Source organism: Acinetobacter geminorum (assembly GCF_013009345.1).
Lineage (GTDB): Bacteria > Pseudomonadota > Gammaproteobacteria > Pseudomonadales > Moraxellaceae > Acinetobacter > Acinetobacter geminorum.
The window spans coordinates 1-13,535 of record NZ_JABELE010000018.1; the positions used below are offsets into that span (position 1 = coordinate 1).

General features: G+C 39.7%; 13 protein-coding genes. 12 read left to right on the forward strand and 1 reads right to left on the reverse strand.

Going from position 1 to position 13,535, the window contains the following annotated elements:
* Positions 1-122: 122 nt before the first annotated feature.
* Entirely contained in the window at positions 123-959 is an 837-nt protein-coding gene (gene ppsR, locus HJG58_RS15530) for a posphoenolpyruvate synthetase regulatory kinase/phosphorylase PpsR (protein ID WP_002119749.1), read from the reverse strand.
* 147 nt (positions 960-1,106) lie between these two features.
* Between ppsR and ppsA the strand changes: the two genes are divergently transcribed.
* The 12 genes from ppsA (at position 1,107) to alr (ending at position 13,526) form a co-directional block, all read left to right on the forward strand.
* Positions 1,107-3,494, forward strand: a complete 2,388-nt coding sequence (gene ppsA / locus HJG58_RS15535) for a phosphoenolpyruvate synthase (protein WP_005803576.1) — start codon at positions 1,107-1,109, stop codon at positions 3,492-3,494.
* 64 nt (positions 3,495-3,558) lie between these two features.
* Positions 3,559-4,314, forward strand: a complete 756-nt coding sequence (locus HJG58_RS15540; RefSeq protein WP_170249582.1) for an RDD family protein — start codon at positions 3,559-3,561, stop codon at positions 4,312-4,314.
* A gap of 316 nt (positions 4,315-4,630) precedes the next feature.
* Positions 4,631-5,683, forward strand: a complete 1,053-nt coding sequence (cyoA, locus tag HJG58_RS15545) for a ubiquinol oxidase subunit II (RefSeq protein ID WP_002119579.1) — start codon at positions 4,631-4,633, stop codon at positions 5,681-5,683.
* A gap of 3 nt (positions 5,684-5,686) precedes the next feature.
* Positions 5,687-7,678 carry a cytochrome o ubiquinol oxidase subunit I gene (gene cyoB / locus HJG58_RS15550; RefSeq protein WP_005068497.1) on the forward strand — a complete coding sequence of 664 codons (1,992 nt, stop codon included), beginning with the start codon at positions 5,687-5,689 and terminating at the stop codon, positions 7,676-7,678.
* A 4-nt stretch (positions 7,679-7,682) separates the two neighbouring features.
* Positions 7,683-8,303 carry a cytochrome o ubiquinol oxidase subunit III gene (gene cyoC / locus HJG58_RS15555; RefSeq protein ID WP_086265908.1) on the forward strand — a complete coding sequence of 207 codons (621 nt, stop codon included), beginning with the start codon at positions 7,683-7,685 and terminating at the stop codon, positions 8,301-8,303.
* Positions 8,303-8,632 (forward strand): cytochrome o ubiquinol oxidase subunit IV, encoded by a 330-nt coding sequence (locus HJG58_RS15560; RefSeq protein WP_000094534.1) that lies wholly within the window; start codon positions 8,303-8,305, stop codon positions 8,630-8,632. Before cyoC ends, HJG58_RS15560 begins: the two co-directional genes overlap by 1 nt.
* A gap of 10 nt (positions 8,633-8,642) precedes the next feature.
* A complete protein-coding gene (gene cyoE, locus HJG58_RS15565) occupies positions 8,643-9,521 on the forward strand; it encodes a heme o synthase (RefSeq protein WP_170249583.1) in 879 nt (292 codons plus the stop codon).
* A 180-nt stretch (positions 9,522-9,701) separates the two neighbouring features.
* On the forward strand, positions 9,702-10,085 hold the full coding sequence (gene rpsF, locus HJG58_RS15570; protein ID WP_002119610.1) for a 30S ribosomal protein S6: 384 nt from the start codon (positions 9,702-9,704) through the stop codon (positions 10,083-10,085).
* Between the two features lie 11 nt (positions 10,086-10,096).
* Positions 10,097-10,324, forward strand: a complete 228-nt coding sequence (gene rpsR / locus HJG58_RS15575; RefSeq protein ID WP_000090661.1) for a 30S ribosomal protein S18 — start codon at positions 10,097-10,099, stop codon at positions 10,322-10,324.
* An 8-nt stretch (positions 10,325-10,332) separates the two neighbouring features.
* Positions 10,333-10,779, forward strand: coding sequence for a 50S ribosomal protein L9 (gene rplI / locus HJG58_RS15580; RefSeq protein ID WP_000382591.1), 447 nt, complete (start codon positions 10,333-10,335; stop codon positions 10,777-10,779).
* Between the two features lie 198 nt (positions 10,780-10,977).
* Entirely contained in the window at positions 10,978-12,423 is a 1,446-nt protein-coding gene (gene dnaB / locus HJG58_RS15585; RefSeq protein WP_002119718.1) for a replicative DNA helicase, read from the forward strand.
* A 32-nt stretch (positions 12,424-12,455) separates the two neighbouring features.
* Positions 12,456-13,526 (forward strand): alanine racemase, encoded by a 1,071-nt coding sequence (gene alr, locus HJG58_RS15590; protein ID WP_170249584.1) that lies wholly within the window; start codon positions 12,456-12,458, stop codon positions 13,524-13,526.
* Positions 13,527-13,535: the final 9 nt, after the last annotated feature.

Genomic DNA, 13,535 nt, shown 5'->3' on the forward strand with positions numbered 1-13,535 from the left:
AGTTTGGTGTGGTAACTCAACTGATGGCTCTAGTCCTTATGTTTTTCAAGTCAATTTCTTATCCGCGATTCGGGTTAACTAATATACAAAAATTGAATGGTTTAAATAAGCATTTGATTAAATTAACCAATACGACGTTTTAATCCCGTCATTTGTAAAATACGTGTTGAAATCTCTTCAATCGACATTTCGGTCACGTTTAAATATTTAATGCCTTCTGAAATATAAATCCCTTCAATTGCTCTTAGCTCCATTTGGCATTGGCTAAAACTTGCATAACGGCTATTCGCTTTACGTTCACTACGAATTGCGACCAAACGCTCAGCATCAATCATCAAACCAAATAACTTGCTACGATGAGCTCTTAATACTGCTGGTAACCGGTTATCATCTAAATCTTCTTCAGTTAATGGATAGTTTGCAACACGAATACCGAATTGAAGAGATAAGTAAATAGAAGTCGGTGTTTTACCCGAACGGGAAACTCCAATTAATATTAAATCGGCTTTGTCATAATGACGAGTACGTGCTCCATCATCATTATCAAGCGCAAAATGAACAGCATCAATACGGGCTTTATAATATTCAGAATCGGTTACCGCGTGGGTCTGCCCGACCAATGTTGTTGGTGGTGTCCCAAGCTCTTGCTCAAGTTTACTAATTAAGCCTTCAAAGACATCAAGATTAACTGCTTTAGCCGTATTAATAATCTCCCGCACATGCGGATCGACTAAAGTATCAAATACTAAAGGTAGGCAACCGTCTTTGGTTTGGCATCGATTAATCTCAACCACCACATCCATTGCCGCCTCTTCAGTTGTAATATACGGCATGATGTGAATATCAAAATCTACATTGGGAAATTGTGCTAATAACGAATGTCCAAGAGTCTCGGCAGTAATTGCAGTTCCATCAGAAATAAAAAAAACACTCCGCTTAAATTGTTTACTTTCTGACATTAAAATTCTCCTTAAACATTTGTCTTAGTGCTATATAATCTTTATAGTAAACTGATCTTACATGACTGTCGCTTAGTATAATTCTCAACTAAGCACTTTATTTTTATAATTTCATGCCAAGATAGACATTAATACTGCAAAAGTGGAGTGAAAACTTTGGAAGCGCGCGTAATCGGTCTAGAAAAATTAGGGAAACACGATGTCGAACTCGTAGGTGGGAAAAACTCATCTTTGGGTGAAATGATCAGCCATTTATCAAATGCTGGTGTATCGGTACCTGGTGGCTTTGCAACTACTGCTGCTGCCTATCGTGAGTTCTTAGACCAAAGTGGTCTTAACGCTCGAATTCAAGCAGAACTTGCTCAACTCAACGTCGATGATGTAAATGCTCTTGCAGAAACAGGTGCAAAAATTCGTCAATGGATTGTAGAGACTCCACTCACTGCAACCTTAGAACAAGAAATTCGCGCCGCTTTTACAGCACTTTCTAACGGCAACCCTGACATCGCGGTTGCCGTTCGTTCATCTGCAACTGCTGAAGATTTACCAGATGCTTCTTTCGCGGGTCAGCAAGAAACTTTCTTGAATATTCGCGGTATTGATAACGTACTTATTGCGATTAAAGAAGTGTTTGCTTCTTTATATAATGACCGTGCAATTTCTTACCGTGTGCACCAGGGTTTTGATCATGACATCGTTGCACTTTCTGCGGGTGTTCAGCGTATGGTTCGTTCTGAAACTGGCGCTGCGGGTGTAATGTTTACACTTGATACAGAATCTGGTTTCCGTGATGTTGTATTTATCACAGCATCTTACGGTTTAGGTGAGATGGTTGTACAAGGTGCCGTTAACCCAGATGAGTTTTACCTATCTAAACCATTATTAAATGCAGGAAGACATTCTGTTTTACGTCGTAACCTTGGTTCTAAACACCAAAAAATGATTTATGGTGAAGAAGGTTCTGCGGGTAAATCTGTTGTTGTTGTTGATGTTGAAAAACAAGATCGTCAACAATTCGCTTTAAATGATCACGAGTTACAAGAGTTAGCTAAACAAGCACTTATCATTGAGCAGCATTACGGTGCGCCAATGGATATCGAATGGGCAAAAGACGGTGATGATGGTCAAATTTATATTGTTCAAGCTCGTCCTGAAACTGTAAAAAGCCGCCAAAATGTAGGTACTATGGAACGCTACCTTCTTAAACAAAGAGGTACTGTTCTTTGTGAAGGTCGTTCAATTGGTCAACGTATTGGTTCTGGTAAAGTCCGTATTGTTAACTCAATTAAAGAAATGGACAAAGTACAAGAAGGTGACGTTCTTGTATCTGATATGACCGATCCTGATTGGGAACCGGTAATGAAACGTGCTGCTGCAATTATCACTAACCGTGGTGGTCGTACATGTCACGCAGCAATTATTGCACGTGAACTTGGCGTACCAGCGATTGTAGGTTGTGGTAACGCAACAGAAGTATTAACTGATGGTCAAGAAGTAACTGTTTCTTGTGCCGAAGGTGATACAGGTTTCATTTACGAAGGTGCATTAGATTTCGAAGTTCAACGCAACTCTATTGAATCTATGCCTAAGCTTTCGTTCAAAATTATGATGAACGTAGGTAACCCTGACCGTGCATTTGACTTTGCCCAAATTCCAAACGAAGGTATTGGCCTTGCTCGTCTTGAGTTCATCATTAACCGTATGATCGGTGTGCATCCTAAAGCTCTACTCAACATTGACAGCCTACCTCGCGAAACTCGTGCTGCTGTTTTAACTCGTACAGCGGGTTATGCTTCACCTGTAGATTTCTATGTTGAAAAATTGGTTGAAGGTATTGCGACTCTTGCTGCTGCATTTGGTGACAAGCCAGTTATCGTTCGTATGTCTGACTTCAAGTCAAATGAATATGCAAACTTAATTGGTGGTAAGTTATACGAGCCTGAAGAAGAAAACCCGATGCTTGGTTTCCGTGGTGCAAGCCGTTATGTATCTGATAACTTCCGTGATTGTTTCGAACTAGAATGCCGCGCACTTAAGAAAGTTCGTGATGAAATGGGTCTCACCAATATTCAAATCATGATTCCTTTTGTACGTACCGTATCTGAAGCGAAACGCGTTATTGAATTACTTGCACAAAATGGCTTGAAACGTGGTGAGAACGGCTTAAAAGTAATCATGATGTGTGAATTACCAACTAACGCCCTGTTAGCTGAACAATTCTTAGAACACTTCGATGGTTTCTCTATTGGTTCTAATGACTTAACTCAGTTAACGTTAGGCCTTGACCGTGACTCAGGTATTGTTTCACACTTATTTGATGAACGTGATGCAGCTGTTAAAGCACTTCTTTCAATGGCAATCCATGCCTGCCGTAAAGCAGGTAAATATGTAGGTATCTGTGGTCAAGGTCCTTCAGACCATCCAGATCTTGCAAAATGGTTAATGGAACAAGGTATTGAATCTGTTTCTCTTAACCCAGACTCAGTTTTAGATACATGGTTCTTCCTTGCTGAAGAAAAAATCAAGCAAATCTAATATGTTATAAAAAAAGGCCCATCCGTGGGTCTTTTTTCATCTTTAGAATAGAGAATTTTTATTTATGCAAATTTACTTGGCACGTAATAATCAACAAGCTGGGCCTTATACTTTAGAACAAGTAAATCAAATGTTGGCTAGCCAACAAATTTTGTTAACTGATTTAGCTTGGCATGAAGGCATGACAGAATGGAAAGCTTTAGGAGAATTAACCCAAGGTAAACTTGTATATCAACCTATCGGTTATTCTGTACCTACAATAAATACGAATACATCAACTAATGAAACTATTCGTCAAATTCGTGTAGAACCTAAAGTTCATGAACTTGCGTCTATTCCAGCTCGGGCTTTAGCAAAAATTATTGATTTATTGCTTTGGTTACCAATCGCTGCAATTCCTTCTTTTTTCTTTAATGAAGCTCAATATAAGCAATTATTCGAGCTGCAAAAACAGATGCAATCTGCCGAAGTCGCATCGACTAAAGCTGCAGAATTGCAACAGCAACTTTTTACTTTAATTCCAATAGAAGCTTGGCATTCAATGCTTCTTTACATCGTAATTATGCTTGCAATTCAAGCCGTTCTTTTAACAAAGTTTGGTCAAAGTATAGGTAAGAAAATCGTCGGAATTAAAATTGTAGATGCTGAGGACAATAGCAAGGTTAATTTAACTCGCATCTTCTTATTAAGAAGTATTGTTTTTATCATATTAAACTTACTGTTTATGCCGATCAGTACAATTATTGACTACGCTTTTGCATTAGGACAAAAGCGACAAGCTTTACATGACAAAATTGCAAGAACAAAAGTGATCAAATGATAGTGAATGACTCATTCATTTAATGTCTAAAAAAAGAGGAGGCGCCCTGCCTCCTTTTTTCTATAGTGAGTTGATATTTAAATAAAAGCTCTATTGAAATTAGATACCCTACAAAAAAAATCGGGTTTTAAAACAATTATTTCAGCCTACTTTATGTATAGCTTAGTTTGTCGATATGAGGCATAATGCCCTACAACGTAGCGGTGTCATATAATTGAGAAGTCTAAATTTAAGGATTAGCGTTCTCAATCATGCGACACTTTAATCGCTATCCCATATTTAATTAGGGAATGGGACTCTTCACCGAGGTTGTAAAATGAGACAAACGATTTTAGCTGTATTGTCTTTATCAACGCTTGCCGCACTTTTGACTGGGTGTGGTGGTGATATGGTACTTCTAAACTCTAAAGGTCCAGTTGGTCAAGGTCAAAGTGACCTTATGATGACTGCGATCTATTTAATGTTACTTGTGGTGATTCCTTCAATCATCATGGCATTATGGTTTGGTTGGAAATATCGCGCGTCAAATAAAGATGCAGACTATAAACCTACATGGGCACACTCAACTGCAATTGAAGTTGTAGTATGGGGTATCCCTGTCATTATTATTGGTATTTTAGCTTGGTTAACTTGGTGGGGTTCCCACAAGTATGACCCATACCGTCCTTTAGAATCAGATAAAGCACCTTTAACTATTCAAGTTATTGCTGAACAGTTTAAGTGGATCTTTATTTATCCTGAACAAAACATTGCAACAGTTAACGAAGTACGTTTCCCTGAAAAAACTCCGTTAAGCTTTAAAATCACTTCTAACTTTACAATGAACTCATTCTTCATTCCACAGTTAGGCGGCCAGATTTATGCAATGGCAGGTATGCAAACTCACCTTCATTTGTTAGCAAATGAAACTGGTGTATATCGTGGTTTCTCTTCTAACTACTCAGGTTACGGTTTCTCTCAAATGCGTTTCAAGGCGCATAGTGTTACAGAGCAACAATTCAACGAATGGGTAGCAGCGGTTAAAGCAGGTAATGGTTCAACCATTAACCCAGAAGCAGTTCAAAAAACTACGCTTGACCAAGCTGAATTGGCAACCTTACGTGATGGTAACCGTTCTAAGCATCAGATCGAGCATTTAGTAAATCGTGCTAAAGCTGCTGGTGATGAAAAAGCAGTTGCTGAAGCTGAAGCTATGAAACCGTTCCCGACTAAGCCACACCCTGTGACTTATTACTCTACTGTTGAGCCTAAATTGTTTGAAACAATTATCAACCACTATATGAGTAACTATCATGGTGTTGACCACTCTGCTGAACACGCAACAGCTGACACTCATGCTGCAGCTGAACACGCTGCTCAAGGGGAATAAGACATGGATATGATTTTTGGTAAACTGGGTTGGGACTCTATCCCGACAGAGCCAATCGTACTTGTCACCATGGTCCTTATGGCAATTGGTGCAATTGCAGTGCTTGGCGGTATCACCTATTTCAAAAAATGGGGATATTTGTGGAATGAGTGGTTTATTACGGTAGACCATAAAAAGATTGGTATCATGTATATCATCGTATCTGTTGTCATGCTTCTGCGTGGTTTCGCCGATGCGATCATGATGCGTTTACAACTTTTCCTCGCTAAAGGCGGCGGCGAAGGTTATCTACATCCTGACCACTACGACCAGATCTTCACCGCACACGGTGTAATCATGATCTTCTTCGTAGCAATGGGTCTCGTTGTAGGTATGATGAACATCTCTGTACCTTTACAGATTGGTGCTCGTGACGTTGCTTTCCCATTATTGAACTCTTTAAGCTTCTGGTTATTCGCTGGTGCTGCTGGTTTGATGATGCTTTCACTTGTATTAGGTGAGTTTGCTGCGACTGGTTGGATGGCTTACCCTCCTCTATCTGGCATTCAATATTCTCCTGGTGTAGGTGTCGACTACTATATCTGGGCACTTCAGGTTTCTGGTCTAGGTACGCTTTTATCTGGTGTTAACTTCTTCGTTACCATCATCAAAATGCGTGCGCCTGGCATGAAATTAATGGACATGCCTATTTTCACGTGGACTTCACTTTGTACGGCTGTATTAATCATTGCATCATTCCCTGTATTAACAGGTACACTTGCAATGCTTACTCTTGACCGTTACTTCGGCTTCCATTTCTTCACAAATGAGCTTGGCGGTAGCCCAATGCTTTATGTGAACTTGATCTGGACATGGGGTCACCCTGAAGTATATATCTTGGTATTACCAGCATTTGGTCTATACTCAGAAATCGTTGCAACCTTCTCTCGTAAAGCGTTGTTCGGTTACAAGTCTATGGTGTATGCAACTATCGCGATTACTGTTCTTGCGTTTGTTGTATGGCTTCACCACTTCTTCACCATGGGTGCTGGTGCGAACGTTAACGCGTTCTTCGGTATCATGACCATGGTTATTGCGATTCCTACTGGTGTGAAAATCTTCTCTTGGTTATTCACCATGTATAAAGGTCGCATCACCTTTACTACTCCAATGTTATGGACGCTTGGCTTCCTTGTAACATTCGGTATCGGTGGTTTAACTGGTGTACTTATGGCTGTTCCACCTGCGGACTTCTTGGTACACAACTCATTATTCTTGATCGCTCACTTCCATAACGTAATTATCGGTGGTGTGGTGTTTGGTATGTTTGCCGGCATCATTTACTACTGGCCAAAAATGTTTGGTTGGAAGCTCAACGAAGCATGGGGTAAAGCAGCGTTCTGGTTCTGGTTCTTCGGTTTCTATTTTGCATTCATGCCACTTTATATCCTTGGTTTCATGGGTATGACTCGTCGTTTGAATACATATGACAACCCTGAATGGGATCCGTACCTTGCAATTGCATTATTTGGTGCTGTTCTTGTTGCAATTGGTATTGCATGTTTCTTAATGCAAATCATCGTTGGCTTCTTACAACGTAAAGACAACATGGACCTTACTGGCGACCCATGGGATGCTCGTACGCTTGAATGGGCAACCTCTTCTCCTGCCCCATTCTATAACTTTGCGCATGAACCAGATGCAAGCGGTATCGACCGTTTCTGGACTGACAAAGAAAATGGTGTAGCATACGCACGTAACACTAAATATGAAGACATCCACATGCCGACCGATCGTGCTGCTGGTTTTGTCATTGCAATGTTCATTACTCTTCTTGGCTTTGCACTCATCTGGCATATTTGGTGGCTCGTTGTTGTTTCATTCGTTGCAGCTGTTGTTAGCTTGATCGTAAGCTCATTCACTAAGAATGTTGACTACTACGTTCCTGCTGCTGAAGTTGAGCGTATTGAAAACGAACGCTATGCTTTACTTGAAAAACACTTAAAGAAGGACTAAGGAAATGGCTGAAGTACTTCATCACGACAACCACGGCCATGACGGTCATCATGAACATGATGATACTGATTTAACGGTTTTTGGTTTCTGGACATACTTGATGAGTGACTTGATTCTTTTCGGATCACTCTTCATTGCGTTCGCTGTATTAAGCAGCCATGTGCCACCAGGAACTCCAAGTGCATATGACCTATTCCATGACTCATTAGGCTTCGTGTTAACTGAAACATTTGCCTTATTGATTTCATCGGTAACGTTTGGTTTTGCTGTACTTGCATCTTATAAAAAGAATGTAAATCAAGTTATCACTTGGTTATTCATTACATTCCTTTTTGGTGCATCGTTCATTGGAATGGAAGTCTATGAATTCCATCACCTTGTACATGAAGGCCACGGTCCAACTCACAGTGCATTCTTATCATCGTTCTTTACTTTGGTTGGTACACACGGTATCCACGTAACTTCTGGTTTAGTGTGGATGCTTGTATTAATGTATCAAATCAAGACTAAAGGTTTGACTTTACCGAATACACGTCGTCTTGCTTGCTTAAGCTTGTTCTGGCACTTCCTTGACATCGTTTGGATCTGTGTATTCAGCGTCGTTTACTTACTGGGAGTTCTCTAATGAGTAGTCATGAGCATAATGCTGCTGGTGCGTCACACGGTAACTTTAAGCAATACACTGTTGGATTTATCCTTTCTGTTATCCTCACCATCATTCCTTTCGGAATGGTGATGGCGGGTGGTTTCAGTCGTGGTCTTTTAGTTACAGTGATTGCAATCACTGCGGTTGCTCAGGTTCTTGTACAACTTGTGTACTTCTTACACATGAATACATCATCTGAACAACGTTGGAATATGATTGCATTCATCTACACAATTCTATGTATCGCCGTGCTTTTAATCGGTTCTGTGTGGATTATGAATTACCTTCACTACAATATGATGATCTAAACTGATTGTCATGTTGAAAAAATATCTATTCCTGACTAAACCAGGAATTCTCTTCGGTAATTTCATTACCACCTTGGGCGGCTTTTTCTTAGCCGCCCAAGGCTCTATAGACATCTCATTATTACTTCTCACCTTACTTGGAACAACTTTAGTTGTGGCCTCTGGTTGCGTGGTTAATAATGTTATAGATCAAGATATTGATACAAAGATGCAGCGCACACAAAACCGTGCACTTGTTAAAAAAACAATCTCTCCTACTGTTGCGCTGATATATGCATTAGTGCTTGGGGTAATTGGTTTTAGCATTTTATGGTTTGGTGTAAATGGTTACGCATTTTTGTTTGCAATGATTGGTTTTATTGTCTATGTCGGTTTTTATAGCTTGTGGACCAAACGCACCTCAATCCATCAAACCGTCATTGGTAGTATCTCCGGGGCGAGCCCTCCTGTTATTGGTTATACAGCAGTAACTCATCAATTTGATGTGGCAGCCTTGCTTTTGTTTTTAGCATACGCTTTATGGCAAATGCCTCACTCTTGGGCAATTGCAATTTATCGTTTTGATGATTACAAAAATGCGGGAATTCCAATTTTGCCTGTAGCACGTTCTATTTATCGTACGAAAATTGAATGTGTAATCTATATCCTATTATTTGCAGCTGTTTTGAATGGGTTATATTGTTTTGGCTATACCAATGTATTCTTTTTAATTACCTTTAATGCTCTGACCGCATATTGGTTATATTTATCAGTTATTGGATTTAAAGCCGAAAATGATCAATTGTGGGCTAAACGTTTTTTCCTGTACTCGGTCATATTAATTACCTTGTTAAGTTTAAGCTTTAGCTTTACCTATCAATCCCCTGCTCCAAATCTTCCTCTCTTTTAAACAAGAGAGGATTTCCTCTTTATAGTAAAGAAGTTTTACTTTTCTGATCAAAAGATTTGTTTTTAGTCGAACTTTTACCTATAATTCAGCCTTCGCAAATTTTGCGGCATAACTTATTAAGTTATGACTCCTTGCTTCTAATTTTTTATTAGGGGCTGTTTAAACCGTAAGGAGCTGACAATGCGTCATTACGAAATCGTACTTTTGGTACACCCAGACCAAAGCGATCAAGTTGTAGGTATGGTTGAACGCTATATCTCTCAGATCAAAGAAGCTGAAGGTCAAATTCACCGTTTAGAAGATTGGGGCCGTCGTCAATTGGCTTACCCAATTAACAAAATTCACAAAGCGCACTACATTCTTATGAATGTTGAATGTGGTCAAACTACGCTTGATGAGTTAGAAGAATTATTCCGTTATAACGACGCGATCATTCGTAACCTTATCATCCGTCGTGAACACGCAATCACTGAAGAGTCATTGCTTGCTAAGAGTGCTGAAGAAAAGCGTGCGCGTAAAGCTCAACGCGAAGAAGCACAGCAAGTTGCTCAAGAAGCTGAATAAGGAGAACATCAATGGCACGTTTTTACCGTCGTCGCAAGTTCTGCCGCTTTACAGCTGAGAATGTTGCGTACATCGACTACAAAGATATCGACACTTTAAAACAGTACATCACTGAAAACGGCAAGATTGTTCCTAGCCGTATCACTGGTACTAAAGCTCGTTATCAACGTCAATTAGCACTTGCTATCAAACAAGCTCGCTATTTGTCTTTGATTCCGTACACTGACAACCATAAGTGAGGTGATCTGTGGACGTTATCTTATTACAACGCATTAAGAACCTTGGTAAATTAGGCGATAAAGTATCAGTTAAAGCTGGTTACGGCCGTAACTTCCTTATCCCTCAAGGTAAAGCAGTTGCAGCTACTGAAGCTAACACTGCTGCTTTTGAAGCTCGTCGTGCTGAACTTGAAAAGCAAGAAGCTGAAGTTTTAGCTGCTGCTCAAGCACGTGCTGAACAATTGAACGAAGTTAACATCGTTATCACTGCTAAAGCTGGTGACGAAGGTAAACTGTTCGGTTCTATCGGTACTCGTGACATCGCTGACGCATTAACGAATGCTGGTCTTACAGTTGACCGTGCAGAAGTTCGTTTACCAAATGGTGCGCTTCGTCACACTGGTGAATTCAACATCGCAATCCAATTGCATCATGATGTTGTTGCAGAAGTTCTCGTTACTATCGTATCTGAGTAATTTCTCATCAAAAAAAAGAGCATGCTTTTGCATGCTCTTTTTTTATGTTTCAAATTTTAAAATAAGATATATTAATTCCTGATCAGTTCTTCAGTTTAATTGGTTTTTTAATTAGGTAGTTTATTTAATTTTGTTTTAAGATAGTTCTCGGCTTTACAGCCTCTTTGTGTACACCTTTCTTTATCATCAGGTCTAATTATGTCTCAGGCGAATGCCACTTCTTTAGCGCTTTCATCTCCAACAGAAAATAAAACGAGTGAATCAGGCCAACTTAAAGAGTTTCGCACTCCCCCACACAATTTAGCTATTGAACAAGCTGTTCTAGCTGCCCTGATGACAGTTGCCGAATCTTTCGAACAAGTTAATGATGTACTCAAAGAAAATGATTTTTACGCGACTCGCCATAAATATATTTTTCGTGCAATCGAGAAATTAGCACAAGAAAACTCACCTTATGATGCCGTCTTAGTAAGTGACTGGCTCTTAAAACAAAATTTACTAGACGCTATTGGTGGCGAAGAATACTTAATGCAGCTTATGGCTGACTCACCTTCAAGTTTCTATAACTTAGAAACTTATGCCACTAAAATTAAAGAGTTTTCTACACTTCGTAGCATGATTAAAGTTAGTACTGAAATTTTGCAAAATGCTTATGACACGAAAGGCCGCGGTGTTAGTGAAATTTTAGACTTAGCTGAAACAAGTATTTTCTCATTAGCAGAACAGCACAATAACAATAAAAAAGATGCTGGTCCTAAATCTATTAGTTCTGTTACCGCCGACGTAATTAGTAAGCTTGATGAGCTTTCAAAATTAGATGGCAATATTACAGGTTTAACGACTGGCTTCTTAGAACTTGATAACAAAACATCTGGTATGCAACCTGGTGACTTAATTATTGTTGCTGCACGTCCATCGATGGGTAAAACTACTTTTGCCATGAACCTGGTTGAGAGTGTTTTGCAATATAACAAGTTACCTGCTCTGGTCTTTTCAATGGAGATGCCAGCAGACTCAATTGCGATGCGTCTTATTTCCGCAATGGGTAAAGTCCATCAAGGACATTTACGTTCGGGAAATTTAGATGCAGATGAATGGACCAAGGTAACTGGTACAATTTTGCAGCTTCAGCAAATGCATTTGTATATTGATGACTCATCTGCTCTGCCTCCAACTGAACTTCGTGCCCGTGCTCGTCGTGTTGCCAAAATGCATGATGGTAAAATTGGTTGCATCATGGTCGATTACTTGCAGCTCATGAAAGTCCCAGGCATGGGTGATAACCGTGTAGGCGAGATTTCAGAAATTTCACGTAGCTTAAAAGCGTTAGCGAAAGAAATGCAATGTCCTGTTATTGCACTTTCCCAGCTTAACCGAAGTCTGGAAAACCGTCCAAATAAACGCCCTGTAATGTCCGACTTACGTGAATCCGGTGCGATCGAGCAGGATGCCGACTTAATTATGTTTATTTACCGTGATGAGGTTTATAACAAAGAGTCAAAAGAAGCCGGCACTGCAGAAATTATTATTGGTAAGCAGCGTAACGGTCCAATTGGTTCAGTTCGTCTTGCTTTTGAAGGTCAATATACTCGATTTAGTAATCTCTCTCCTGAGTATTACAGCCAATATGATGATGAAGAATAAGCTCTATCTCTAGCCCAAAGGAGTAAATGAGGGTGCGCCAAGCAACAGTTTATATTGACCGTAATGCACTTCAATATAATTTAAGCCGTGTCAAACAACTCGCAACAAATTCAAAAATTGTAAGTATGGTAAAAGCTAATGCTTATGGACATGGAATCAAAGACTGTTTAGCAGCCTTAAATGCATCAGATGCCTTTGGTGTCGCCTGCCTACAAGAAGGTTTGGAAATTCGTGAATTAGGATTTCAGCAGCCTGTTACTTTAATTGAAGGGGTATTTTCTGAAGATGAAATGCCAATTGCAATTAAACAAAAATTTGAATGTGTCATTCACCATCAACAACAGTTTGAATGGTTGATTAAACACAAACAAGCGTACATCAACCAAAGTTTAAAAGTCTGGGTTAAACTTAATAGTGGGATGAACCGGTTAGGTTTTAAAAATCCAGAAATTATTGAAATTATTAAAACTTTAAAATCTGAAGGATTTACTTGTGTACTTGCGATGCATTTCGCAAATGCAGATGTAGACCATCCACTTAACGAGCAACAAAAACAACAATTTCTACAAGTTAAACAAGCTTGTGATCCAGTTTTAGCTTCTTGCTGTAACTCAGCTGCCATTTATAAATGGCCAGAGTTACATTTTGATTATGTTCGTCCGGGTATCATGCTTTACGGCGCCTCACCTTTTGCAAATCAAACAGTCTATGATCTTGACTTAAAACCAGTGATGACTTTTTCAGCAGAAGTGATTGCACTCAACCATATTCAAACTAATGAACATGTCGGTTATGGATCAACTTTCTGCGCCACGCAAGCAATGGATATCGCGATTGTTTCTATAGGTTACGGTGATGGTTATCCACGAGCTTATGTTAAACAAAACTATGTCGCTATTGATAAACATCTCTGTGCAGTTGTAGGGCGAGTGAGTATGGATATGATTGCAATCGACGTGACAGGCATGCAAGTAAAATTAGGCACTCCAGTTGAACTCTGGGGTCCACATCGCTTAGTTGATGATGTTGCGGATGCAAACGGAACGATAGGATATGAATTACTCTGTCGCTTAAGTAATCGCCCCACTCGTAAAAGCAGTTAAATAATAAAT

Coding starts and splice junctions, on each gene's coding strand:
- ppsR (WP_002119749.1), bottom strand. CDS start 959: ATGTCAGAAAGTAAACAATTTAAGCGGAGTGTTTTTTTTATTTCTGAT.
- HJG58_RS15540 (WP_170249582.1), top strand. CDS start 3,559: ATGCAAATTTACTTGGCACGTAATAATCAACAAGCTGGGCCTTATACT.
- cyoA (WP_002119579.1), top strand. CDS start 4,631: ATGAGACAAACGATTTTAGCTGTATTGTCTTTATCAACGCTTGCCGCA.
- cyoB (WP_005068497.1), top strand. CDS start 5,687: ATGGATATGATTTTTGGTAAACTGGGTTGGGACTCTATCCCGACAGAG.
- cyoC (WP_086265908.1), top strand. CDS start 7,683: ATGGCTGAAGTACTTCATCACGACAACCACGGCCATGACGGTCATCAT.
- HJG58_RS15560 (WP_000094534.1), top strand. CDS start 8,303: ATGAGTAGTCATGAGCATAATGCTGCTGGTGCGTCACACGGTAACTTT.
- cyoE (WP_170249583.1), top strand. CDS start 8,643: ATGTTGAAAAAATATCTATTCCTGACTAAACCAGGAATTCTCTTCGGT.
- rpsF (WP_002119610.1), top strand. CDS start 9,702: ATGCGTCATTACGAAATCGTACTTTTGGTACACCCAGACCAAAGCGAT.
- rpsR (WP_000090661.1), top strand. CDS start 10,097: ATGGCACGTTTTTACCGTCGTCGCAAGTTCTGCCGCTTTACAGCTGAG.
- dnaB (WP_002119718.1), top strand. CDS start 10,978: ATGTCTCAGGCGAATGCCACTTCTTTAGCGCTTTCATCTCCAACAGAA.